This is a genomic window from Ewingella sp. AOP9-I1-14 (genome assembly GCF_052375995.1).
GTDB classification, from domain to species: domain Bacteria; phylum Pseudomonadota; class Gammaproteobacteria; order Enterobacterales; family Enterobacteriaceae; genus Ewingella; species Ewingella allii.
Window position 1 is genome coordinate 1 of record NZ_JBQSVA010000016.1, and the last position, 23219, is coordinate 23219.

General features: G+C 53.7%; 21 protein-coding genes. 4 read left to right on the plus strand and 17 right to left on the minus strand.

Annotated features, from left to right (window positions below; translation table 11 throughout):
* Positions 1-139: 139 nt before the first annotated feature.
* The 3 genes from agp to purL all read right to left on the minus strand — a co-directional run bounded on the left by agp (position 140) and on the right by purL (position 6453).
* Positions 140-1435 (minus strand): bifunctional glucose-1-phosphatase/inositol phosphatase, encoded by a 1296-nt coding sequence (agp, locus tag ACT3RT_RS22120; protein ID WP_485903514.1) that lies wholly within the window; start codon positions 1433-1435, stop codon positions 140-142.
* Between the two features lie 164 nt (positions 1436-1599).
* Entirely contained in the window at positions 1600-2199 is a 600-nt protein-coding gene (gene pagP, locus ACT3RT_RS22125) for a lipid IV(A) palmitoyltransferase PagP (protein ID WP_485903512.1), read from the minus strand.
* Positions 2200-2559: 360 nt separating this feature from the next.
* Entirely contained in the window at positions 2560-6453 is a 3894-nt protein-coding gene (gene purL, locus ACT3RT_RS22130; protein WP_496200656.1) for a phosphoribosylformylglycinamidine synthase, read from the minus strand.
* A 276-nt stretch (positions 6454-6729) separates the two neighbouring features.
* Here purL and mltF point away from each other — a divergent pair, with 276 nt between their 5' ends.
* Complete coding sequence (gene mltF, locus ACT3RT_RS22135) at positions 6730-8196, plus strand: membrane-bound lytic murein transglycosylase MltF (protein ID WP_353503164.1); 1467 nt, start codon at positions 6730-6732, stop codon at positions 8194-8196.
* 1 nt (position 8197) lies between these two features.
* On the opposite strand, the gene tadA is transcribed toward mltF, so the two are convergent.
* From tadA to murQ, 4 genes are all read right to left on the minus strand, one after another.
* Positions 8198-8719, minus strand: a complete 522-nt coding sequence (tadA, locus tag ACT3RT_RS22140; RefSeq protein ID WP_496203752.1) for a tRNA adenosine(34) deaminase TadA — start codon at positions 8717-8719, stop codon at positions 8198-8200.
* A 155-nt stretch (positions 8720-8874) separates the two neighbouring features.
* Positions 8875-9513, minus strand: coding sequence for a phosphatidylglycerophosphatase C (gene yfhb / locus ACT3RT_RS22145; protein ID WP_353503166.1), 639 nt, complete (start codon positions 9511-9513; stop codon positions 8875-8877).
* Positions 9514-9517: 4 nt separating this feature from the next.
* On the minus strand, positions 9518-10885 hold the full coding sequence (locus ACT3RT_RS22150; protein ID WP_496203761.1) for a PTS transporter subunit EIIC: 1368 nt from the start codon (positions 10883-10885) through the stop codon (positions 9518-9520).
* Positions 10886-10923: 38 nt separating this feature from the next.
* Positions 10924-11817, minus strand: a complete 894-nt coding sequence (gene murQ, locus ACT3RT_RS22155) for an N-acetylmuramic acid 6-phosphate etherase (protein WP_353503168.1) — start codon at positions 11815-11817, stop codon at positions 10924-10926.
* Positions 11818-11956: 139 nt separating this feature from the next.
* Between murQ and ACT3RT_RS22160 the strand changes: the two genes are divergently transcribed.
* Together ACT3RT_RS22160 and ACT3RT_RS22165 are read left to right on the plus strand one after the other, a co-directional pair.
* On the plus strand, positions 11957-12805 hold the full coding sequence (locus ACT3RT_RS22160; protein ID WP_485903508.1) for a MurR/RpiR family transcriptional regulator: 849 nt from the start codon (positions 11957-11959) through the stop codon (positions 12803-12805).
* Positions 12806-12905: 100 nt separating this feature from the next.
* Positions 12906-13166 carry a YfhL family 4Fe-4S dicluster ferredoxin gene (locus ACT3RT_RS22165; RefSeq protein WP_154147826.1) on the plus strand — a complete coding sequence of 87 codons (261 nt, stop codon included), beginning with the start codon at positions 12906-12908 and terminating at the stop codon, positions 13164-13166.
* A 26-nt stretch (positions 13167-13192) separates the two neighbouring features.
* On the opposite strand, the gene acpS is transcribed toward ACT3RT_RS22165, so the two are convergent.
* From acpS to lepA, 7 genes are all read right to left on the minus strand, one after another.
* The gene (gene acpS / locus ACT3RT_RS22170; protein WP_034792539.1) at positions 13193-13573 is read right to left on the minus strand and encodes a holo-ACP synthase; all 381 of its coding nucleotides are present in this window, start codon (positions 13571-13573) and stop codon (positions 13193-13195) included.
* Positions 13573-14304 (minus strand): pyridoxine 5'-phosphate synthase, encoded by a 732-nt coding sequence (pdxJ, locus tag ACT3RT_RS22175; protein WP_396131174.1) that lies wholly within the window; start codon positions 14302-14304, stop codon positions 13573-13575. Before pdxJ ends, acpS begins: the two co-directional genes overlap by 1 nt.
* A gap of 120 nt (positions 14305-14424) precedes the next feature.
* Positions 14425-15162 (minus strand): DNA repair protein RecO, encoded by a 738-nt coding sequence (gene recO / locus ACT3RT_RS22180; RefSeq protein WP_353503171.1) that lies wholly within the window; start codon positions 15160-15162, stop codon positions 14425-14427.
* A gap of 11 nt (positions 15163-15173) precedes the next feature.
* Complete coding sequence (gene era, locus ACT3RT_RS22185) at positions 15174-16079, minus strand: GTPase Era (protein WP_353503172.1); 906 nt, start codon at positions 16077-16079, stop codon at positions 15174-15176.
* Positions 16076-16756, minus strand: a complete 681-nt coding sequence (gene rnc / locus ACT3RT_RS22190; protein ID WP_034792549.1) for a ribonuclease III — start codon at positions 16754-16756, stop codon at positions 16076-16078. The genes era and rnc overlap by 4 nt, the downstream gene beginning before the upstream one ends.
* Before the next feature lie 225 nt (positions 16757-16981).
* Complete coding sequence (gene lepB / locus ACT3RT_RS22195) at positions 16982-17959, minus strand: signal peptidase I (protein ID WP_353503173.1); 978 nt, start codon at positions 17957-17959, stop codon at positions 16982-16984.
* Positions 17960-17985: 26 nt separating this feature from the next.
* Positions 17986-19785, minus strand: a complete 1800-nt coding sequence (gene lepA, locus ACT3RT_RS22200; RefSeq protein ID WP_496203753.1) for a translation elongation factor 4 — start codon at positions 19783-19785, stop codon at positions 17986-17988.
* A 389-nt stretch (positions 19786-20174) separates the two neighbouring features.
* Here lepA and ACT3RT_RS22205 point away from each other — a divergent pair, with 389 nt between their 5' ends.
* Positions 20175-20996, plus strand: coding sequence for a DUF308 domain-containing protein (locus ACT3RT_RS22205; protein WP_496203754.1), 822 nt, complete (start codon positions 20175-20177; stop codon positions 20994-20996).
* Positions 20997-21093: 97 nt separating this feature from the next.
* On the opposite strand, the gene rseC is transcribed toward ACT3RT_RS22205, so the two are convergent.
* The 3 genes from rseC to rseA are packed head-to-tail and all read right to left on the minus strand — an operon-like array spanning position 21094 to position 23191.
* Complete coding sequence (rseC, locus tag ACT3RT_RS22210) at positions 21094-21573, minus strand: SoxR-reducing system protein RseC (RefSeq protein ID WP_353503176.1); 480 nt, start codon at positions 21571-21573, stop codon at positions 21094-21096.
* A 17-nt stretch (positions 21574-21590) separates the two neighbouring features.
* A complete protein-coding gene (rseB, locus tag ACT3RT_RS22215; RefSeq protein WP_496203755.1) occupies positions 21591-22541 on the minus strand; it encodes a sigma-E factor regulatory protein RseB in 951 nt (316 codons plus the stop codon).
* Positions 22541-23191 carry an anti-sigma-E factor RseA gene (gene rseA / locus ACT3RT_RS22220; RefSeq protein WP_353503178.1) on the minus strand — a complete coding sequence of 217 codons (651 nt, stop codon included), beginning with the start codon at positions 23189-23191 and terminating at the stop codon, positions 22541-22543. Before rseA ends, rseB begins: the two co-directional genes overlap by 1 nt.
* Positions 23192-23219 lie beyond the last annotated feature (28 nt).

The following is a 23219-nucleotide window of genomic DNA, read 5'->3' on the forward strand; positions in this document are numbered from 1 at the left end:
GGCCATCCTGGCTTACGAAGCCAAAAGGTAAGGCAACCCAAGGGCGGGGCGCGATGCCCCGCCTCTTGGTTGTTGTTGTGCATCGATCTCTGAGCACCCTTCTACAATCTGCCGGTTAATAGGCTGGCAGACCTTCGAATTAGCCTTGAAGATCTTTCTGTAGCACCTGAGTAAAGGTATCCATCGGGCAGAAACCTTGCTTATCGGTTTCACATCCTTCGATTTGCAAAGTAACACGCTGCGGAGGGTTTTTCAGGCTCAATGGCGTATTGTTGCGGATCTGCTTGGCCGTTGGATAAACGTACTCAATCTTCATCAGATCTTTGTCGGTTTTCTTGTCATGCCAGCGCTGGAACACAACGGCTCCGCTGATCGGCGTGCGTTCATATTGGCCCGGCAAGCTGTAGTCTTTGGTTTTTAGTGCCGCCAGTAATGAAGCGATATTGGAATCATGCCCAACCAGCAGTGCCAACTTGGCTTTTTGCGCCGACTGCTGATCTTCTGACTTCGCATCGTCCTTGTTTAAAGCCCCGGCGATGAAAGTGAGCAGCGGTTTTGCGGCATTGGCGGCAATCGCCGGTGAGCCGAAAAGCGTTTCATGGTACATGTTTTTGATGGTTTCCAACTGCGTCCACTGCTCGGAGGTTTTAATTTTCCCCCACGCCACGTCCTTCATTGGGAAACCTTCGTAATACTGCAGCATAAAGGCATCGGCCGCGCCGGTTCCCATACGCAGTGGCCCGGTGATCCCCGGCTCTTTGCCCTGAGTCAGCACAACGCTCGAAGGCTGAGAAGCCAAATCACACTGTTTATCCTGCTTACACACCTTGGAGTTCTGGTAATCCATGATGTTTTGCAGCAATTGGTAATTCGGCTTGAGGCGCTGATTCAGGCCATCAATCCCGCCTTCACCGGCGTGCTGATTAATCGAATTCAGCGCGTCGGTTTTAAATTTTTCATTCACCTCGGCGGTGATAATCGGGTTGAATACCGGATCCATTTTGCCGATTTCAACACGGTTGACCACGCTCAGATCGCAGCCTGGGAAAGCCCCGCTAATGAAGTGTTTAGCCGTATCAATAGTGCGCGGCAGGCTGTTGGCATAGGAGAATACCTGCCCCGCCGTTGGGCATTGCGCTGCCGGGACCAGCTGAGTTTTGGCCAGCCACGCGCGGAAATAATGCCCCATATGCTCTTCGACCTGCCCCCCTTTCGGCGTTAACAGGCCACCTTCAGTTTGCCATTTCGGCCAGGTGTGGGTAGTTGATTCGGCCAGCACATCACCGTAATTGACCAGAGGAGCGCGAATACCGTGACGGCTCATAATCAACACTTGCTGCAACTCCAGTGACGAATTGGCGGCAAAAGATGGGGCAGACATTGGAAGCAAGCAGGCTAATGCTGTCAGTGCTAATACGCGGCGAGATTTTTTCAATGGTTGATCCTCTGTGATTTCCTTGGCAATAGACATCCACCGTGGCCCAATCTTTTACTTAGATTGGTTCCAACGGTGAATTTGCAGCATAGGGGAATACATCACAGCAGAGAGGGATCAAGGTCACATCAATCAGTTAATGTGACACTTTTATTACAGCCTTGTTAGAACTGATAACGCAGCCAGGCAAAGAAGACGTTGCCGTTGTTGTAAGTCCCCGGAATATAGGTCGCCTGGAAGGTTAACTTGTTATAACCCACCGAGGCTAAAGGCAACACAATAGGTATGGGAATATAAGAATAATCATCCCGCGCCGTCACCGCCGCCGTATAACCCAACCCCAAGCGGAAGTTTTTATCTTGCGCCGGTTGCCATATTTTCTCATACCCATAACCGCCTATCGGCTCCCATTTATTATGGGAATCTTTGAAGGCCATTAAATAGATGCCGTGCCAGTCGCCGTTTTCATCATAACGAGAAATACCATAACCACCGCCCCAAGGGCGCTCGTTATATTTATCCGTTTTCTCTTTGTCATACGTAAGACGGTTATGCCAGGTAATAACGGGTAGATAGAGATCTTTGTTTGGAGAGTCGTTCCAGGTGGTTGAGACGTCCTGAGTCCATGAGTCCCACCAGCCCATAAAGCCTGGTCTTTCTGGTGATGTAGCCTGTGCAGCCGGCTCAGCGCCAGCAAAAACGGTCACAGGTAGAATGCAGGATAATATCACTATCCATGATGTAATTTTTTTTGAAATAACCATTTAACTTAATACTCCCTTTATCCAAAGAGCATATTAGCAACAGATGGTTAAATAAGGTTTAAACACAGAGTTGTCGTTTTGTAAGGAAATATTCCAGAATCTAACAATCCAAAAACAGTGAGATAATATTGAGATAAATCCTAGGCTTTAATAACTAAAAAAGCAGAGGCACCTTATAGAAAACGATAAAAATTAACTTATCCATTAAAAAAAAGATGCTGAATAAACAATAAGTAATAACTTAGGATTAATACTATATCTGAATTCTTATCTGCTAGTGCTGTGTTTTTAAGCAAATACTTTTATCGAGCACAAAAAAACCGGAGGCAGAAGCACTCCGGTTTTTATTTTAACTAACCATTAGCCCAGCTGTTTGCGGGCATTACGGAACATGCGCATCCATGGGCTGTCCTCGCCCCACTCTTCCGGGTGCCACGAGTTGCTCACGGTGCGGAATACGCGTTCAGGGTGCGGCATCATGACGGTGACGCGGCCCGATAGGTTAGTCACGGCGGTGATACCGTTTGGTGAACCGTTCGGGTTAGCCGGATAGTTTTCCGTCACTTGACCGTTATTATCCACAAAACGCAGCGCCACTAGGTTGGCATGTTCGAGCTGGGACAGATGCACAGCGTCACGCACTTCCACATGGCCTTCACCGTGGGAAACGGCAATTGGCATACGTGAACCCGCCATGCCCTGCATGAACATGGATGGGCTAGCAGTGACTTCTACCAGACTGAAACGAGCCTCGAAGCGATCGGACAGGTTACGCACGAAGCGCGGCCAGTGTTCAGCCCCCGGGATCAGCTCTTTCAGGTTGGACATCATCTGGCAACCGTTACACACGCCGAGCGCCAAAGTCTGTGGACGATGGAAGAAATCCTCAAACTCTTCGCGCACGCGGTCATTGAACAGCACCGATTTCGCCCAGCCTTCGCCAGCCCCCAGCACGTCCCCGTAGGAGAAGCCGCCGCAGGCCACCAGCGCGTGGAAATCTTGCAGGTCACGGCGTCCGCTAAGCAGATCGCTCATATGGACGTCGATGGAATCAAAACCAGCACGGTGGAACGCCGCCGCCATTTCAACCTGTGAGTTGACGCCCTGCTCGCGCAGCACCGCCACTTTCGGACGCGCGCCTTTAGCAATGTAAGGCGCTGCCACGTCTTCGTCTGGTGCGAAGCTAAGCTTCACGTTCAGGCCCGGATCGCGATCATGGGTTTTGGCTTCATGCTCTTGGTCGGCGCACTCAGGGTTATCGCGCAGACGCTGCATCTGCCAGGTGGTTTCCGCCCACCAGGTACGCAGCGTGGTGCGGCTTTCGCTGTAGACCGGCTTGTCGCCCTGAGTGATAACAAAACGATCGCCCTGCTCGACGCTGCCCAGATAGTGAGAACAGTCGCCAAGGCCGAATTTAGCCAAGGTTGCTTCAACTGCGCCACGGTCCTCAGCACGAACCTGAATCACAGCGCCCAGCTCTTCGTTGAACAGCGCCGCCAGCGCATCTTTACCCAAGGCGGCAATGTCCACATTCAGGCCGCAGTGGCCCGCGAAGGCCATCTCTGCCAGCGTCACCAGCAGGCCGCCGTCAGAACGGTCGTGGTAGGCCAGAAGCTTGCGATCGGCCACCAGCGCCTGCATGACGTTGAAGAAGCCAGCCAGTTGTTCTGCACTGCGAACATCGGCAGGCGTGTCGCCCAGTTGGCGATAAACCTGAGCCAGCGCGGTAGCGCCCAGTGCGTTATGCCCAAGACCAAGGTCCACCAGCAGCAGGGCCGTGTCGCCTTTATCAGTGCGCAATTGTGGAGTTACCGTACTGCGCACGTCCTCGACGCGAGCAAACGCGGTGATAACCAGAGAGAGCGGAGAAGTCATTTCGCGCTGCTCGTTGCCTTCCTGCCAGCGGGTTTTCATCGACATAGAGTCTTTGCCGACCGGAATAGTGATCCCCAGCGCCGGACACAGCTCCTCGCCGACAGCTTTCACCGCCGCGTACAGGCCAGCGTCTTCGCCTGGATGGCCAGCAGCGGACATCCAGTTAGCAGAGAGCTTCACGCGTTTCAGGTTGCCAATTTCCACTGCGGCAAGGTTAGTCAGCGCTTCGCCGACGGCCATGCGGCCAGAAGCCGCGAAGTCCAGCAGTGCAATTGGAGCACGCTCGCCCAGCGACATGGCTTCGCCGTGGTAGCTGTCAAGGCTGGCGGTAGTGACCGCGCAGTCAGCAACCGGGATCTGCCACGGGCCAACCATCTGGTCACGAGCCACCATGCCAGTGACCGTACGGTCGCCGATGGTGATGAGGAAGGTTTTTTCCGCCACGGCCGGTAAATGCATTACGCGCTTTACGGCTTCCGTCAGCTGAATGTTTGCCGCATTTAGGCTGTCGCCCTTGGCTTTCAAGGTGGTGACGTCGCGGGTCATTTTCGGCGTTTTGCCTAACAGCACGTCAAGCGGCATGTCGATTGGCTGATTGTTGAAATGGCTGTCTTCCAGAGACAGGTGCATCTCTTCAGTGGCTTCCCCAATCACGGCATAAGGCGCGCGCTCGCGCTTACAGATAGCGTCGAACTGCTCAAGCTGGGCCGGAGAGACTGCCAGCACGTAGCGCTCTTGGGATTCGTTACACCAGACTTCCAGCGGGCTCATGCCCGGTTCGTCATTGAGAATATCGCGCAGTTGGAAGCGACCGCCGCGATTGCCGTCGCTCACCAGCTCAGGCATGGCGTTGGATAAACCGCCCGCGCCGACGTCGTGGATGAACAAAATTGGGTTAGCTTCGCCCAGCTGCCAGCAGCGGTCGATCACTTCCTGACAGCGGCGTTCCATCTCTGGGTTATCACGCTGTACGGAAGCAAAATCCAGATCAGCATCAGACTGGCCAGAAGCCATTGAGGACGCCGCGCCGCCGCCCAGACCGATATTCATCGCCGGGCCGCCCAGCACAATCAGCTTAGCGCCGACGGTGATTTCGCCTTTTTGCACGTGGTCAGCGCGGATGTTGCCGATCCCGCCCGCCAGCATGATGGGCTTGTGGTAGCCGCGCAGCTCAGGGCCGTTGTGGCTGTTGACGTTTTCTTCATAAGTACGGAAGTAGCCGAGCAGCGCCGGACGACCAAATTCATTGTTGAAGGCCGCGCCGCCCAGTGGGCCGTCGGTCATGATATCCAGCGCGGTAACGATGCGATCTGGCTTGCCGAAGTTCTCTTCCCACGGCTGTTCAAAGCCCGGAATGCGCAGGTTGGAAACCGAAAAGCCCACCAGACCGGCTTTCGGCTTAGCACCGCGGCCTGTAGCGCCCTCATCGCGGATCTCGCCGCCGGAGCCAGTCGCCGCGCCCGGCCAAGGTGAGATGGCCGTTGGGTGGTTGTGGGTTTCCACTTTCATCAGGATATGAGCCTGTTCCTGATGGAAATCGTACAGGCCGTCTTTGGCGTTGGCGTAGAAACGCCCAACCTGCGAACCTTCCATCACGGCGGCGTTATCTTTATAAGCCGAAAGCACGTGATCTGGCGTGTGTTCGAAGGTGTTTTTAATCATTTTGAACAGTGACTTAGGCTGTTCCTGACCGTCGATAATCCAGTCGGCGTTGAAGATCTTGTGGCGGCAGTGCTCGGAGTTAGCCTGCGCAAACATGTACAGCTCAATGTCAGTCGGGTTGCGCCCCAACGACGTGAAAGCGTTCATCAGATAGTCGATTTCGTCCTGTGCCAGCGCCAAACCCAGTTTGGTATTGGCGGCTTCTAAGGCAGAACGGCCTTCGCCGAGAATATCCACGGACTGCACCGGTGCAGGCTGGTGCTGAGCGAACAGCGCTTCGGCATCTTCAAAACGGTCAAAAAGGGTTTCCATCATACGGTCATGCAGCAGGGCACCCAGTTGACGCCACTGCTCGTCGGTCAGGCTTGTTGCCTGCACGTAGAACGCCAGACCGCGCTCAAGGCGCAACACCTGAGACAAACCGCAGTTGTGCGCAATGTCGGTGGCTTTGGAAGACCAGGGAGAGATAGTGCCCGGGCGCGGCGTGACCAGCAGCAGGCGGCCAGCAGGAGCATGTTCAGCGAGAGAAGGACCGTACTTGAGGAGGCGTTGTAACTTGGTTTGTTCGTCCGAATTCAGCGGCGCGCTGACGTCAGCAAAGTGTACATATTCGGCATAGATATCACTGACGGGGAGATGAGCATCCTGACAGCGGGACAATAACTTATTAATACGAAAAGCCGACAAAGCGGGCGAACCACGCAGTATTTCCATAATCACAGATCTCTCGTCTTCGAAGCAACTGACCGTAGTGCTTCATTGGGCGCAACAGGGGGAAAACGCGGGCTATTATAAAGAAAGCCGGAGCCTGACGAAACCGTTTGCGTAGTGAATATTGATATATTCACTAACACCTACCTTATCCATGGATATTATGAATAAAGTTGCAGGCTGTCGTTTTGTTGAGCAAAATGCGTCGGCACTGGGAATATAACCATAGTAAGTAGAGAGCATAAGCTCAAAAAAATAATAGCGCCGCAGAGAGATAACTATTTGACGCGCATAAAATTAAATTACTTTCTAGTGGGTCTCGCAGCGTTGCTGATGGCGTTGGCTTTATGGCCGACCGTGCCGTGGCACCGTGGCGAAGGTGACCAACTAGAACAGATAAAGTCTCGTGGAGAGCTGCGCGTAACAACGCTAAATTCTCCGCTGACTTTTTTCAACAGCCCAGACGGAAACCTCGGATTCGACTACGAACTGGCGAAACGATTTGCCGACTATCTTGGTGTGACGCTTGTCATGTCACCTCATAATAATGTCAACGCGATGTTCAATGATCTGGACAGCAATCGGGCCGACCTGATTGCCTCCGGTCTGATTTACAATGTCGAGCGTCTGAATGCGTATCGCACCGGGCCTGAATACTATTCGGTATCACAACAATTGTTGTATCGCCAGGGTTCCGCACGTCCCAAAACTTTCGACGATGTGAAAGGGTCCCTGACCGTCTCCGCCGGCACCGCCCATGTCGCCACCTTGCAAACCGCGCAGAAAAAGTTCCCGGACCTGACCTGGACCGAAACCGATAAGCTGTCACCTCGCGATCTGCTGCAACAGGTGGCCGACGGTAAACTCGCCTATACCATGGGCGACTCCGTGACCGTGGCGCTGATGCAGCGCGTCTACCCGCGTCTGGCCGTGGCTTTTAACGTCACCGCCGACGAACCGGTCACCTGGTATTTCAGCAAGAAAACCGACGACGACAGCCTGTACGCCGCCATGCTGGACTTCTTCAGCCAAATTTCTGAAGACGGTACGCTGGAGAAGCTAGAGGAGAAGTATCTCGGCCACGTTGGGGAGTTTGACTATGTGGACACCCGCACCTTCCTCAAAGCCATAGACACCACCCTGCCCGCGCTGCAGCCGCTGTTTGAGAAATACGCCGGAGACATTGACTGGCGCCTACTGGCGGCCATCTCTTATCAGGAGTCGCATTGGGATCCGCAGGCCAAATCGCCGACCGGGGTGCGCGGCATGATGATGCTGACCCGCGCCACGGCATCGGGGCTGGACGTCGATGACCGAACCGACGCCGAACAGAGCATTCAGGGCGGCGCGCTCTATCTCTCACGCCTGATGGACAAGATGCCCACCAGCATTCCGCAGGATGAGCGCATTTGGTTCGCTCTGGCGGCTTACAATATGGGGTATGGGCACATGCTCGATGCCCGTAAGCTTACGGCGGATCAGAAAGGTAATCCGGATAGCTGGCTGGACGTCAAACAGCGCCTGCCGATGCTCAATCAGAAGCGCTACTTCTCCCGCACCACCTATGGGTATGCCCGGGGCACGCAAGCTTATAATTATGTTGAGAATATCCGTCGCTACCAGATCAGTCTGGTGGGGTATTTGATGGAGAAAGAGAAGAAACAAGCGCAGCAGGCGGCGTTGCAGGCTCAACTGGGTGCTGGTTATCCCGCCGTTGAAGCCACACAGGTGCTCGCCGCTGCGCCGTGATTTAGCTTAAATCGGTAGCGCCACTCTGGGCGGCGCGCTGCGCCTGCTTCAACGCCTTTTTCTGGCTGCGCCGCCAACGGAAGAACGCGCTGAGCATGGCCGAACATTCGTCCGCCAACACGCCCGCCTCAATTTGCACCTGATGATTCATACCCGGATGGCCCAGCACGTCTAACAGTGAGCCCGCCGCGCCGGTTTTAAGATCAGTCGCGCCATACACCACGCGGCGAATGCGGCTGTGGATCATCGCCCCGGCGCACATCACGCAGGGTTCCAGCGTCACATACAGCGTGGCGTCCAACAGGCGATAGTTTTGCACCTTCTGCCCGCCCTCTCTCAGCGCCATGATCTCGGCGTGAGCCGTGGGATCGTGATGGCCAATCGATCGGTTCCAACCTTCGCCAATGACCTGATTGTCCAGCACCAGCACGGCGCCCACCGGCACTTCCCCTTCGTCCTGCGCCTTAAGGGCCAGATTCAACGCGTAGCGCATCCAATCTTCATCGCTGAATTGCTCAGTCACTCTTACCTCTATTACTTTTATCCGGCCGCCATTATAGCGTTCTCACTAACTCTACCCAACCATTGCGGGCACTGCGCGGGAATTGATATTCAAGGAGGGAAATTCAGAGAGGGAAAAGCATCGGGCCGGTTTAACCGGCCCGATATACAACACCGTTATTCGAGCTGCTGAAGCTCGCCCTGCTTGCTGACTCTGAAGCGATGCTCGCAGAAGAACAGCAGCGGGTTGTCCTGCTTGCTGTCGCTGTAACCACTGTAGAGTTTCAGCGGGGAGCCGATGCGTTGCTCGAGCTGCACCACCTTCTCTTCCCCCAAACAGCGCAGCGGCAGCAGCCAACCGCCCTTGCCGCGCGCCATGCGGCTGCCGACTAAACGGATACGCGGTAAGAAAGGAGATGCGTTATACACCTGTTGCACCAGATTTTCCGGTGAACCGGTGATTAACCACACTTCGGCGTCATGCTTTTCAATGTACTCACGCAGTCGTCGCTGCACCACCGGAAACGCCACCACCTTCTGGCGGAACCAGTTCACAAAGCGCAGTTCGAGGTCTTTCAGGTGCGCCTCGCTGTGCCCGAAGGTGATTGACCACAGCAACAGACTCATCGGCCAGCGCGCGGCTCGACCGTGAATCAACATGCCTAAACCGACCACAGGTAACAGCGGCACCACTAACAACAGGTTTTGCGGCATCCGCCACAGCAGGAAGCGCATAAATGAGCCAAACATGTCCTGCTGGTGCAGCGTGCCATCCAAATCAAAAAATACTACTCGCCGATCCGCCTTCGCGCCCAATGCGTTACTCCTCGGGATCGTTGAACCCCATCATCCAGGTGAAAATAAATCCAGCTAATACGGTAATCAATATCCCAGCGAGGTACAACACCACTTTTCCCGACACAATGGTCAGCGCCAGTGGCAAACCTGAGATACCGAAAGTGATCACCGTCGCCACTTTCCAATAACAGATTAGCGCACCGCCGACCGCTCCGCCCAAACATGCGCCGATAAAAGGTCGGCCCAGAGGCAGAGTCACGCCGAAAATCAGCGGCTCGCCGATGCCCAAAATACCGACAGGCAGAGCACCTTTAATCACTTTTTTCAGCCGGGCGTTGCGCGTTTTCATGTAAACGGCGATGGCCGCGCCCACCTGCCCGACGCCCGCCATGGCTAAAATCGGCAGCAGCGGGTTGGAGCCGTGGGCCTGAATCAGCTCCACGTGGATCGGCACCAGACCCTGATGCAGCCCAGAAAGCACCAGCGGCAGGAAGGTTCCGGCGAGAATTGCGCCAACCACCAGGCCGCCCTTATCGATCGCCATATTCACGCCGTGCGCGATGGCGTCGGAGATAACCCCGCCCAGCGGTTGGAGGATCACAATCGCCAGCGTGGCAGTGACCAAGGTGGTGATCAGCGGATTGAGGATCAGCTCGACCGACTCCGGCAGCCATTGGCGCAGCCGCTTTTCCAGCCAGCACATCAGCGCGACCACGAAGAGTACCGCGATCACCCCGCCGCGCCCCGGCTGGAGCGCTTCGCCAAACAGGGTAATTTGCGCCAGCGCCGGGCTGGAGAGAATGCCCGCCATCACGCCCCCCATGGCCTGCGAGCCGCCAAACACTCGCGCCGCGTTGACCCCCACCAGAATGTTCATGATAGCGAAAATCGCCCCGCCGAATATCCCCAGCAGGCCGAGAATATTGGGGTAATCCAGCGCCAAAGAGCCCGCGATATCCGGCCGCTTGAGCAGGTTGATAATGCCCATGATCAGGCCGGAGGCAATGAACGCCGGGATAAGGGGGATAAAAACGTTGGCGAGTTGGCGCAAAGCGCCGCTCATCGGTGCAGAGTATTTCGACTTGGCATCGGCCTTATTTCGGGCAATCAGGTCCGGTGAGGCCGCCGGGGCTGGCGCGCCTGAGAGCAGCTCGCGCATGGCATCCACCACCTTCGCCGCCGCGCCGGGGCCGACCACGAACTGATGCTGCTCGCCCTGCTTGATATAGCCCTTAACGCCGTCGAGCGTCTGAATGCCTTTCAAATCAAGCAGCTGCTCGTCGAGAACTTCAACCCGAACTCGCGTCATGCAGTTTTCGAGTTTACTGATATTGCTCTCGCCACCTACGCGTTGCAGGATTTGCGTTGCCAGCAGCTGCGTTTTGTCCATTGCCGTCGCCATACCCTTCCCCCATCAGCCTGAAAGCCTTAACCCGCGAGCGCCGCGCGCAGGAATCCGTGGTGCGCCGTCAGCCGCTGAATGGCTTCTTGAGCACTGATATTTGCCAAAATCATCAGAATCGCCGGTTTCACTTCGAAGTCGGTTTGCGAGAGCGCGGCTTCGGCATCGGCCCGCGCGGCACCCGTGGCTTCCACCACAATGCGGCAGGCCCGGTCCACCAGCTTGACGTTGGTGGCCTTCACATCAACCATCAGGTTTTGATAAACCTTGCCGTTTTTCACCATCGCGCCAGTGGAAATCATATTCAGCACCAGCTTCTGCGCGGTGCCGGATTTCAAACGCGTCGAGCCAGTCAGCGCCTCGGGGCCAACTACCGGAGAAATCGCCACCTGCGCCTCATGGGCAATCGGCGAATCCGGGTTGCAGGAGATGGCTACCGTGGCGCAGCCCAGCTCCCGCGCGTAACGCAGCGCGCCGATGACATAAGGCGTGCGCCCGGAAGCCGCCAGCCCCACGATGGTATCCGCCGGGGTAATTTGCAGGTTTTTCAGGTCGGTGACGCCCAGCTCTTCGCTATCCTCCGCCCCTTCGACGGCTTTGAGTAACGCCCCCGGCCCGCCGGCAATCAGCCCGACGACTAAGCCATGAGGCACGCCAAAGGTCGGTGGACACTCGGAGGCGTCGAGCACGCCGAGACGCCCGCTGGTGCCCGCGCCGAGATAAATCAGACGGCCTCCGGCTTTAAAGGAGGCGGCGGCCATATCCACGGCCTGCGCGACCTCTGGCAGCACGGCGCGGATGGCTTCCGGCACTTTGCTGTCTTCGTGATTGAAGCTGGCGACCATCTCCAGCGTGGTCATTTCATCAAGGTTCATGGTGGCCGGATTGCGGCTTTCTGAAACGAGTGATCCTAGGTTCATTGATTGACTCCTGAATTTTTAATTCAAAATATTAATTCATATTTGAATATTTTATTCTTAAAGGCGAGGGAATTTTGCTACCTTAGATAAGATAATGTTCAATTCGTGATGTGCGTAGGTGCTAAGGGAAGGTCCGACAATGAGCAGTATGATCCGAATTCGTCAGCTCTACCCCACGCTGGCGCAGAATGACCGCAAGCTGGCCGACTTCCTGCTGCAACAGCCGGAGAAGGCGCGGCACCTTAGCTCGCAGAAGCTGGCAGAGATGGCCGGTGTCAGCCAGTCCGGGGTGGTGAAATTTGCCCAGAAGCTAGGCTACAAGGGCTTTCCCGCTTTAAAGCTGGCGCTCAGTGAAGCCCTCTCTTCGCCGCAGAATGAAGTGGCGGTCACCGTGCATAATCAGATTGTCAGCACCGACAGTCTCCAGACCGTCGGCGAAAAGCTGCTAGCTGAAAAGTACGCCGCGCTGCGCGCTACGCTGGATATCAACAATGAACAGCGGCTCCAGCAGGCGTTATCGATGCTGACCCATGCACATAAAATCGTGCTCACCGGCATTGGTGCGTCGGGGCTGGTGGCGAAAGACCTAGCCTATAAGCTGTTGAAAATTGGGCTGACGGCCATCGCCGAGCCGGATACGCACGTGCTGCTGGCGACGGTTCAGGCGCTGTCGAAAGACGATTTATTGCTGGCTATCTCTTTTAGCGGTGAACGGCGGGAGATTAATTTGGCGGCAGATGTGGCCCGCAAGAGTGGCGCGCAGGTGTTGGCCCTCACCGGCTTTTCGCCTAATACGCTGCAACAGCAGGCGTCCCACTGCCTGTACACCGTGGCGGAGCTTCCGGCGACGCGCGGCGCGGCTATCTCCTCGACCACCGCGCAGTATTCCCTGACGGATATCCTGTTTATGGCGTTGATTCAGCAAGATAGCGAGAGAGCGCCGGGGCGGATTAAGCACAGCGAGGAGCTGGTGAAGAAGCTGGTTTGATCGGGATCATTCCACAGCGCGATTGTCATTTCGGCAGGCTCTCGGACAGGTCAAATCTGCTATACTGCGCGACTTCATCATTACTGACGCGAGAGAGATCATGGCCCTGCTTATCACACACAAATGCATTAACTGCGACATGTGCGAGCCGGAATGCCCGAATCAAGCGATCTCAATGGGTGAGGAAATTTACCAAATTGACAGCGATCGCTGCACGGAGTGTGTCGGTCATTATGATAAACCCACCTGTCAAAGCGTGTGCCCTATCGATAACACCATCATCGTGGACGCGCTGCATACTGAAACCAACGAGCAGCTGTGGGACAAGTTTGTTCTGCTGCATCACGCCGCGCAGCTGTAAGGCTGGCGGCGCGAAGCGCACTGTTTTCAGCTTTCGATAATCACCGTGGCACAGGCATAGCGACGCTCATCGGCCAGCGTCACGTGCACGGATTTAACCCCCAGCTCTAATGCCATTTCCGCCGCGCGCTCGTGGAACACCAGCCCCGGCTTGCCCAATGGGTCATTAACCACCTCGAACTGCTCAAACGCCAGCCCATTGCGAATGCCGGTGCCCAGCGCTTTGGCAGCAGCTTCTTTCACCGCAAAGCGTTTGGCGAGAAAGCGCACCGGCTGTTGGTGATTCTGATACAGCGCCCATTCATTGGCGCACAGTATCCGTTTCGCCAGCCGATCTCCGCTTCTCTCCACCACGGCTTCAATACGGGTGATTTCGACAATGTCGGTGCCCAGTCCAAGAATAGCCATTAACGGCGTGCTTCCCGCATCAGGATTTTCATCTCGCGCACCGCGCTCGCTAAACCGTCAATCACTGCCTGCCCGATGATGGCATGGCCGATGTTCAGCTCGTGCATCTCAGGCAGCGCGGCGATGGGCAGCACGTTGTGGTAGGTCAAGCCATGGCCGGCATTCACTTTCAGCCCTTTGCTGGCGGCATAGGTTGCGCCTTTCTTGATGCGCTCAAGCTCGGCAAGGCGCTCGATATCGGTTTTGGCATCAGCATAAGCGCCGGTGTGGATTTCGATATAAGGCGCGCCAACGGCAACCGCGGCGTCGATTTGGCGGAAGTCAGCATCAATAAACAGAGACACCAAAATACCGGCTTCAGACAGGCGGGAGACGGCGACGGTCATTTTGTCGATTTGACCCGCAACGTCCAGACCGCCCTCGGTGGTGACTTCTTCGCGCTTTTCCGGCACCAGGCAGCAGAAGTGTGGCTGAGTTTCGCAGGCGATGCCGATCATTTCGTCGGTCACCGCCATCTCGAGATTCATGCGAGTCTGGATGGTCTGGCGCAGCAAGCGCACATCGCGGTCGGTAATGTGGCGACGGTCTTCACGCAGATGCACAGTAATACCGTCAGCGCCCGCCTGCTCGGCAATAAACGCGGCCTGAACCGGATCAGGATAGGCCGTGCCACGCGCGTTACGTAGCGTGGCGATGTGATCGATATTAATGCCTAACAGCAGTTCAGCCATGACAACTCCAGTAAATAGGTTAAAGAGTTCGCAAAAGGATCGGGTTGATACTGACGGTTTTCCCGCTAATTGGCGCAGTTTACACCCGTATCAGGCGTGACGGGTACCCCAGCGGGCAATTTATTCGGCGGGTGATTCAGGAGTGGCAGTGGGCTTTTTAACTAAAAACTGGCGGAATAGCTCGCGGCTTTTCAACGGCTTACCACCCAGATAGGGCTTTAGCGCCATGCGGGTAAAACGTTTGGCGGCGCGCAGTGTGGCGACGTCCGGGAATTCACGATTCGCCAAGGCTTTAAGGTCGCGGCCGGTGAAGCTCAGGTTGTCGACCACCAAACTGGCGATAAAGCCTTTTTCTTCACGATAGCGATAGGTCATGGTGTCACTCACTTCTTCGCCGCTACCGGCGCAGTGGAGAAAATCAACGCCATAGCCGAGGTTATGCAGCAAAGCCAGCTCGAACTGGCGCAGCGACTGTTCCGGAGAGCCGGTGGCTCCCGCCAGATTTTGCAGGCAGTTGAGATAGTCGAAAAATAGCGACGAGTAGTTGGTCTCTTGCTCGAGGACGCGGGCCACCAGTTCATTGACATACAGGCCGCTATACAGCATCAAACCAGAGAGAGGGAGTGCGAGGGAAACTGGCTCAGCGTTGCGCAGAGTTTTGACTTCACCCCGGCCGCTCCAGCGAACTAATAAAGGCGTAAAAGGCTGCAAGCAGCCTTTTAAGTTTGACCGACGACCGCGCGCACCCTTTGCCAGAATGCGCACGCGCCCCTGTCCTTCAGTGAAGAGATCCAGCATCAGGCTGGTTTCACTGTAAGGTCGCCCATGTAAAACAAATGCGCGTTGCCAGCCTTCCATAGGCGGGGACCTTATAAGTCGTCTACATAACCCAAGCTGCGCAGCGCACGTTCGTCATCTGCCCAACCGGATTTAACCTTGACCCACAGCTCAAGGTGAACTTTCGCTTCGAACATGTTTTCCATGTCCTGACGCGCTTCAATACCAATGGTTTTGATTTTTGAGCCTTTGTTGCCGATGACCATTTTCTTCTGGCCTTCGCGCTCAACTAAAATCAAGCCATTGATGTCATAACCGCCGCGCTCGTTAGTGACAAAGCGTTCAATTTCAACGGTTACCGAGTAAGGCAGCTCTTCACCCAAGAAACGCATCAGCTTTTCACGGATGATTTCTGACGCCATAAAGCGCTGCGAACGGTCAGTAATGTAATCTTCAGGGAAGTGATGAATCGCTTCCGGCAGACGCTTACGCACGATGCTGGCGATAGTATCAACGTTGATACCTTTCTCCGCAGACATTGGCACGATGTCGATGAAGTTCATCTGCTCGCTGAGGAACTGCAAGTGTGGCAGCAGCTTGGACTTGTCGGTCACGTTGTCGATTTTATTGATAGCCAGCAAGACAGGTGACTTCAGATCACGCAGCTTGTTCACTACCATTTCGTCGTCCGGCGTCCAGTGGGTGCCTTCAACCACGAAAATAACCAATTCAACATCACCGATTGAGCTGCTCGCAGCACGGTTCATCAGGCGGTTAATGGCCCGTTTTTCTTCAATATGTAACCCAGGGGTGTCAACGTAGATAGCCTGATAAGGGCCTTCAGTATGGATGCCCATAATACGGTGACGGGTAGTTTGTGGTTTGCGTGAAGTAATGGAGATCTTCTGCCCCAATAATTCATTCAACAAAGTAGATTTGCCAACGTTAGGTCGGCCTACGATGGCGACAAAGCCACAGTAATTTTTTTCTTCGCTCATTCAAGCTCCAGCTGTATCAGCGCTTGTTCCGCTGCCGCCTGCTCGGCTTTTCTGCGACTTGAACCGGTTCCTACAACCGGCTGGCTCAAGCCACTGACCTGGCAGTGGATGGTAAACTCCTGATCGTGTGCTTCACCGCGAACCTGCACAACCAGATAAGAAGGCAATGGCAGATGGCGACCTTGTAAAAACTCCTGCAAACGGGTTTTTGGGTCTTTCTGCTTATCACCGGGACTGATTTCGTCAAGACGACTACGGTACCAGTCAAGAATCAATCTTTCGACATTCTGGATATCACTGTCCAAGAACACGCCGCCGATGAGTGCCTCCACCGTATCCGCGAGAATAGACTCGCGGCGGAAACCACCACTTTTCAATTCTCCCGGCCCTAAACGCAAGCACTCGCCGAGATCAAATTCACGCGCCATTTCTGCCAATGTATTTCCGCGAACCAAAGTGGCACGCATGCGACTCATATCGCCTTCATCAACGCGAGGAAAACGGTGATAAAGAGCGTTGGCGATAACAAAACTAAGGATTGAGTCACCCAGGAATTCTAAACGCTCGTTATGTTTGCTGCTGGCGCTGCGGTGAGTCAGTGCCTGCAATAAGAGCTCCTGCTGTTGAAAAGTGTAGCCCAGCTTTCGCTGTAGCCTGTTTATTACGATGGGATTCATGAGTTACCAATAGATCAAGAATGCGTCAAAAACTTCAGCATACGGAACAGGCCTGCTTCGCCTTAAGCCAATCCAAAGCTGTTTCGTTTGCAGTGGCTCCCTCTATTCTTTTTAAATCTCGTCATTTAATGACCCGTTTAAAAATCGGGGAGCCAACTTTTATCGCTCGAAAGTGTATTCTACAACGTGTGGAAATATATTGCTGCGGAAATAGACCGCAACGAATTAATGAATTCCACCAATGCGGCTCAGGCGAACACCTGTTGGCCACTCACCTTCCTGCTTTTTAAAACTCATCCAAATACCCGAGGCACGGCCCACCAGATTTTTCTCTGGTACAAAGCCCCAATAACGGCTGTCGGCGCTATTGTCGCGGTTATCACCCATCATGAAATAATGACCGGCAGGAACCACCCAAGTACCCATAGGCTGGCCCGGTTGCTGATAATAGGCACCCAGTTGGTCACGCGCGCCAGGAACAGTCAGAATATTATGGGTCACATTGCCCAAGGTTTCCTGACGTTCTAACAGGCGAATACCGTCTTGAGGCACATTCTCAGTCGGAGGAATTTCAAAGAAGCCGCTGGTGGCTTCACTGCCGCTAGCCTGACCGAAAGTCTGGACGAAACCGCTCGCTTTACCTTCATCATAAGTCACAGCCAGCGCGGTGCTGCAATTCTGTCCACTGTTACAAGCAGGCTGAACAGTAACCTGTTTGCTGAAGGGATCATAAGTCACGCGATCGCCCGGCAGGCCTACTAAACGTTTGATGTAATCCACACTTGGATTTAATGGGTATTTGAATACCACGACATCACCGCGTTTTGGCTCGCCGGTTGGGATCAGTTTGGTCTGAGTAATAGGATCTTTCAGGCCATAGGCATATTTTTCAACCACGATGAAATCGCCGATTAACAGCGTTGGCATCATTGAGCCTGACGGAATTTGGAAAGGTTCATAGATGAATGAACGCACCACAAATACCACCAGAAGCACAGGGAAAACAGAGGCGCAGGTTTCCACCCAGCCCGGCTGTTTTGCTGCTTTGCTCAGCGTCTTCTCATCGATGGCGCCAGCAGTTTCTACCTTGAGAGCGGCAATCTTTGCCCGGCGAGCCGGGGCAAGTTTGAAACGATCAAGACACCAGATAATCCCCGATACCAGCGTTGCAATCGCCAGAATCAAGGCAAACATGTTAGCCATGCATACTCCTACCGCTCATTGGGGGCTTATTTGCCGTCTTTACCAACATGGAGAATCGCCAGGAATGCTTCCTGAGGTAACTCAACGTTACCTACTTGTTTCATGCGCTTCTTACCATCTTTCTGTTTCTGTAGCAGTTTCTTCTTACGGCTAACGTCACCGCCGTAGCACTTAGCCAAGACGTTTTTACGCAGCTGTTTTACGGTTGAACGCGCAATGATGTGGGCACCAATCGCGGCCTGAATCGCAATGTCGAACTGCTGACGCGGGATAAGCTCCTGCATCTTTTCAACCAGCTGGCGACCACGGAACTGTGAGTTACCACGGTGAGTGATCAGCGCCAGCGCATCCACGCGATCGCCGTTGATTAACACATCAACGCGCACCATGTCAGACGCCTGGAAACGTTTAAAGTTGTAATCCAGTGAAGCGTAGCCGCGAGAGGTTGATTTCAGACGGTCGAAGAAGTCGAGAACCACTTCCGCCATCGGAATTTCATAGGTCAGTGCAACCTGATTGCCGTGATAAACCATGTTGGTCTGCACGCCACGCTTTTCAATACACAGGGTGATCACGCTGCCCAGATACTCTTGCGGCATCAGCATGTGACACTCAGCAATCGGCTCACGCAGTTCTTGAATGTTGTTCAGCGCCGGCAGTTTTGACGGGCTATCGACATAAATCACTTCGCCGCCCGTGGTTTCTACTTCGTAGACTACCGTTGGTGCGGTGGTGATCAGGTCCAGATCGTATTCACGCTCCAGACGCTCTTGAATGATCTCCATGTGCAGCAAACCAAGGAAGCCACAGCGGAAGCCGAAGCCCAGCGCGGTAGAGCTTTCTGGCTCATAGAACAGTGAGGCGTCATTCAGGCTAAGTTTGCCCAAAGCGTCGCGGAAGTTTTCATAGTCGTCGGAACTAACCGGGAACAGACCCGCGTAAACCTGTGGTTTAACCTTCTTAAAGCCTGGAAGCGCTTTATCAGCAGGATTACGTGACAGCGTCAGGGTATCGCCAACCGGCGCGCCGAGGATGTCTTTGATGGCGCAAACCAACCAGCCAACTTCCCCGCAACCCAGTGAGTCACGGTCAACGCGTTTCGGTGTGAAAATACCCAGACGGTCGGCGTTATACACCTGTCCGGTACTCATCACTTTAATTTTGTCACCCTTTCTCAGGGTGCCGTTTTTGATTCGAATCAGGGACACCACGCCCAGATAGTTATCGAACCATGAGTCGATGATCAGCGCCTGCAGAGGAGCGTCTGGATCACCTTCCGGCGGCGGAATATCACGCACTAAGCGTTCCAGCACGTCTGGAACACCCAAGCCGGTTTTCGCCGAGCAGCGCACAGCATCTGTGGCATCAATGCCCACGATATCTTCGATCTCTTGAGCAGCACGCTCAGGATCCGCAGCTGGCAGGTCGATTTTGTTCAGAACCGGAACCACTTCCAGATCCATTTCCATCGCCGTATAGCAGTTCGCCAGCGTCTGGGCTTCTACGCCCTGCCCGGCATCCACCACCAGCAATGCGCCTTCACAGGCAGCAAGGGAGCGGGATACTTCGTAGGAGAAGTCAACGTGCCCTGGGGTATCGATGAAGTTCAGGTGGTAGGTTTCGCCATCCTGAGCTTTGTAATCGAGGGTGACGCTTTGCGCTTTGATGGTGATCCCGCGCTCGCGTTCCAGGTCCATTGAGTCAAGAACTTGCGCTTCCATTTCACGATCTGACAGGCCACCGCAGATTTGAATAATACGATCGGACAGCGTCGACTTACCGTGGTCAATATGAGCGATGATGGAAAAGTTTCTTATGTTCTTCATTATAAAGAGTTTCTACCTTGGTATTTCTGAATCATTCGCCATAAAAACACAGCGACGGTTTGTAAGTTGGCTGTCTTTCGCCTGAGTCGCAGCATTCTACATGTCAGGGGCCTGAAAACCTAGTCTCACCGCCACGGAACTCTGGATTATGCACTGATTCCTGTCAGCAAATCCCCCCGTAAATGCAATAAGTTGTAAGCAGTTAGCGAACTGACTCAAATAACCATTTTTCATAGCCACTGGGAGGCTGGGACTTTAGGAAAATGCTCATATACTCACCAGCAAAAAAGCCTTTAAATAACTGTTATAAAAGAATTTATTAGCATTTTATTTTTCACTTTTTTAACTTTTTTGCTTTATTTTTCAATCCGGTTACTAAGGTTAGCATCATGATCAATGAAGGGCGTTTGCTAAGTCAGCACGGCTTTGCCAGAGTCAATTCCTGGATCACCATGGTTCTCGCCACATTATTAATCGTTGGCGGTGCAGTCCAGGTGGTATTTTTGCTTGCTCTGGGAAGGTCAAGCGACAGCGGATTGTATGTCATCACCCTCACGGCGATTTTCAGTATCGCCTTGGGCATCGCTATATTTATTTTCCGGCATATTCTTAAGCCGAAACAAACCTATCAACTGCATGAAAATGGAATTCTGGCGATTAATGAACGGGAGCACAAAAACCGTTTTATTCCCTTCGAAAGAATCACTGAGATATATAGATTCCGAACCGGCAAGTACTCCAGAAAAATACTTAATACTATGGCTTTCCGCGAAGGCAATAGTACTCATTGGCATAAAATAACGCCCAATATTGCTCATGCCGAAAGACTGGTTGAAGTGATCAAAAATGAGCAATTGATGACTAAAGGCCCGCAGGCTCTAAATATTCTGGCCAATGACGGCAGCGTGGTTTTCACTTATCACGCAGCGGCCAGATGCGGCATTCGTCACTTATTTGCTAATAATCTCATGGGGTTAAATGAGAAGAAATTGCGGCTAAGTGCGCGTTTCCTCACTTCTGACGATGGAATTTGTATCCCGGTTGAAGAGATTCAATATATCAGCGGCGGCGCTAACAGCCAGATGATCCACCTGATGGACGGTAACAGGCGCATTCTTTTCTCAGTGTTATATACGTCTCTATTTAACGCCGATCTGTTCATCGCGCTGATTGAGCATATGATTCAAAATAGAATCCCAATCAGAAATTAGCATCAACCTATTGGCAGCAAAAGTGTGGCGATATAAACAAAAATCGCCGCCCGTGGGCAGCGATTTTTTAATCTTTAGCTTGGTATTAAAGCAGAAATTATGGCGCGATATGCGCGTTATCCGTTTGGAAGCGGAATGCGTCTGGCGGTAAGCCAATCTGCAAAATAACCGGCTGATACCCAGCCTGCTTCTCAAGGCTGGTCGCTAACGCGCGGGCCAGCAGAAAACCAGCAACGCCGCCAGTCACCGCGCCTACTACCGAGTAAAGATCACTTTGTGTAAGCCACTGCAACAACCCGCCGCCCAGAATAACGCCCAGTAAAGGGGTCATATAGACCAGAAGCGCGGAGCGAATCAGGTTACCTTCGGTAATACCCAGCTCAACTTTCTGCCCCGGCTGGAGCTGTTCGGCAATATGTACTTGTAGATTATGTTCGGTTTGCGGGCCTAGCTCATTGAGCACGCGCGCACCGCAACCAGAGCGTGAATGGCAGCTGCTACAACCTGCCTGCGTTTCACAACGCAGCTTAGCGATACCGTCCTGCCACGAAACCACTGTGGCCCATTCTTTCAACATATCAAGTACCTAACCTTTTAGGGTGTCGCGAACACGATGCTATCAGCAATGCGTTTCGCTGTAGCAGGCGGCAATTCGCCTACGACCGTAATTTCATTGGCGTTACGGACTTCTGTCTGCACCGTGCGACGCCCCTGCCGGACAAGCTGCTCTGAAGGGCCGCTAGTGGTGACATTAACGTTAACTGAGAAACTGAAAAGCCCGTCGGAATATAAGCGTGATTCTACCGCGACAGGGACATTTGGCAAGTTTCTGCGGCTACGGGCGACTTCTTTCACACCGTCAGGTAACCATTTTGGCTGCCAGGTAAAAGTAGCTTTTTCGCCCTCCGGCACGGAGAGAACCGGCGGCAAGGTCGCTTTTTCCAGCCCGGTGAGTGCCCCTTTGACTTCATCATCATCCACAAAGGAGATCACGCGGAACTGCTCTAAGGTTTCACCATCCCGATCCAGAAGATCGACGCGCAGCGGCAGCTTAGTCTCTTCATCAACCCAGATAACATAGCTAAAGCGCGTGCCATCACGGGACACCACGCGAACCACCTGGCTTAAGCGATCGACAGCGCGACCACGGCCAACGGGGATAAAATCGTAGTATTTCGCCAGGCGAGAAAAATCACTGAACACCACGGTCGGCAGTGAATCAACGATATGGTCACCATCGAGGGTAAAAGGCTGAAGCCCGGTCTCGAAGTAACTGATCTCTTTGCCACGCTGGACGATTTCGCGCCGAGGACCGTCCATCAGGACGAGCTGTGCGAGAGGGATATGATCGGAGATAGCATGACGATAGCGATAGGAATCAATTCCCTGCTTCGTGATGCTAATGAAGGCGATTTCATAATTTAGTGACTGGCTCGCCTTGCTCATCTCTTGCAATAACGCCTCGGAAGTAGGTTCTGCCGAGGCGATTGCAGGAGTTAACAGGCTACCGGTCAGTAAACAAACGGCAAACCAAATTTGCTTCATTACTGCGTTTGCATTCCTAAAGACTGAGTTCCGGGTACTTGAACCGCTGCCTGTTGAGGCGTGGCAGTTTCCAACTGAAGTTGATCAGAATGCAATCTACGTTGCAGCTCATAATCCTGCAAAAGAGCATTAATGCGTTTGCGCTGTTCCTGCACGTTTTGCTTGCCATCAAACGAAGTACTTTCACTCGTTGGCACGCCAAAACTCACTGGAGAAGCTTTGCCAATAATAGGCACAGTGTTGAACGCAGGCGTTTCTGGCGAAGCACCAGAAGCGTCAGGCTGGTTGTAGTATTGAACACCAGCGATGACCGCCAGAGAAACGCATGCCGCCACGCCAACTTGCGTCAGTTGGCTCGCCCATGGGCGAACTTTATGCCAGAAAGGCATTTTCTCCCATGAATGAGGTTGCGGTTGCGACTCAGGAACAGCACCAGGAACTAGCTTAGCTGGCTCATTCGCCAACGCAGCAGCAACGCGGTCTGCAATATCAAGATGCACGACATTTCCCATATCACCGCGCATGGTGTCGCGGATCAAGTGATAACTCTGCCAGCTTTGTTGAAGCGTTTTATCATCCGACAGCGAATTCAGCAGTTCGGAATCTAATGCTTCACCATCCATTAGAGCGGAAAGCTTTTCTTTCTGCATGCCTAGTACCCTTCCAGTGTCCGCCATC

What these genes read in the sequence shown, in the direction of transcription:
- pagP (WP_485903512.1), bottom strand. Translation starts at nt 2,199, where the DNA reads ATGGTTATTTCAAAAAAAATTACATCATGGATAGTGATATTATCCTGC.
- ACT3RT_RS22150 (WP_496203761.1), bottom strand. Translation starts at nt 10,885, where the DNA reads ATGGACAAAACGCAGCTGCTGGCAACGCAAATCCTGCAACGCGTAGGT.
- murQ (WP_353503168.1), bottom strand. Translation starts at nt 11,817, where the DNA reads ATGAACCTAGGATCACTCGTTTCAGAAAGCCGCAATCCGGCCACCATG.
- ACT3RT_RS22160 (WP_485903508.1), top strand. Translation starts at nt 11,957, where the DNA reads ATGAGCAGTATGATCCGAATTCGTCAGCTCTACCCCACGCTGGCGCAG.
- ACT3RT_RS22165 (WP_154147826.1), top strand. Translation starts at nt 12,906, where the DNA reads ATGGCCCTGCTTATCACACACAAATGCATTAACTGCGACATGTGCGAG.
- acpS (WP_034792539.1), bottom strand. Translation starts at nt 13,573, where the DNA reads ATGGCTATTCTTGGACTGGGCACCGACATTGTCGAAATCACCCGTATT.
- pdxJ (WP_396131174.1), bottom strand. Translation starts at nt 14,304, where the DNA reads ATGGCTGAACTGCTGTTAGGCATTAATATCGATCACATCGCCACGCTA.
- recO (WP_353503171.1), bottom strand. Translation starts at nt 15,162, where the DNA reads ATGGAAGGCTGGCAACGCGCATTTGTTTTACATGGGCGACCTTACAGT.
- era (WP_353503172.1), bottom strand. Translation starts at nt 16,079, where the DNA reads ATGAGCGAAGAAAAAAATTACTGTGGCTTTGTCGCCATCGTAGGCCGA.
- rnc (WP_034792549.1), bottom strand. Translation starts at nt 16,756, where the DNA reads ATGAATCCCATCGTAATAAACAGGCTACAGCGAAAGCTGGGCTACACT.
- lepB (WP_353503173.1), bottom strand. Translation starts at nt 17,959, where the DNA reads ATGGCTAACATGTTTGCCTTGATTCTGGCGATTGCAACGCTGGTATCG.
- lepA (WP_496203753.1), bottom strand. Translation starts at nt 19,785, where the DNA reads ATGAAGAACATAAGAAACTTTTCCATCATCGCTCATATTGACCACGGT.
- ACT3RT_RS22205 (WP_496203754.1), top strand. Translation starts at nt 20,175, where the DNA reads ATGATCAATGAAGGGCGTTTGCTAAGTCAGCACGGCTTTGCCAGAGTC.
- rseC (WP_353503176.1), bottom strand. Translation starts at nt 21,573, where the DNA reads ATGTTGAAAGAATGGGCCACAGTGGTTTCGTGGCAGGACGGTATCGCT.
- rseB (WP_496203755.1), bottom strand. Translation starts at nt 22,541, where the DNA reads ATGAAGCAAATTTGGTTTGCCGTTTGTTTACTGACCGGTAGCCTGTTA.
- rseA (WP_353503178.1), bottom strand. Translation starts at nt 23,191, where the DNA reads ATGCAGAAAGAAAAGCTTTCCGCTCTAATGGATGGTGAAGCATTAGAT.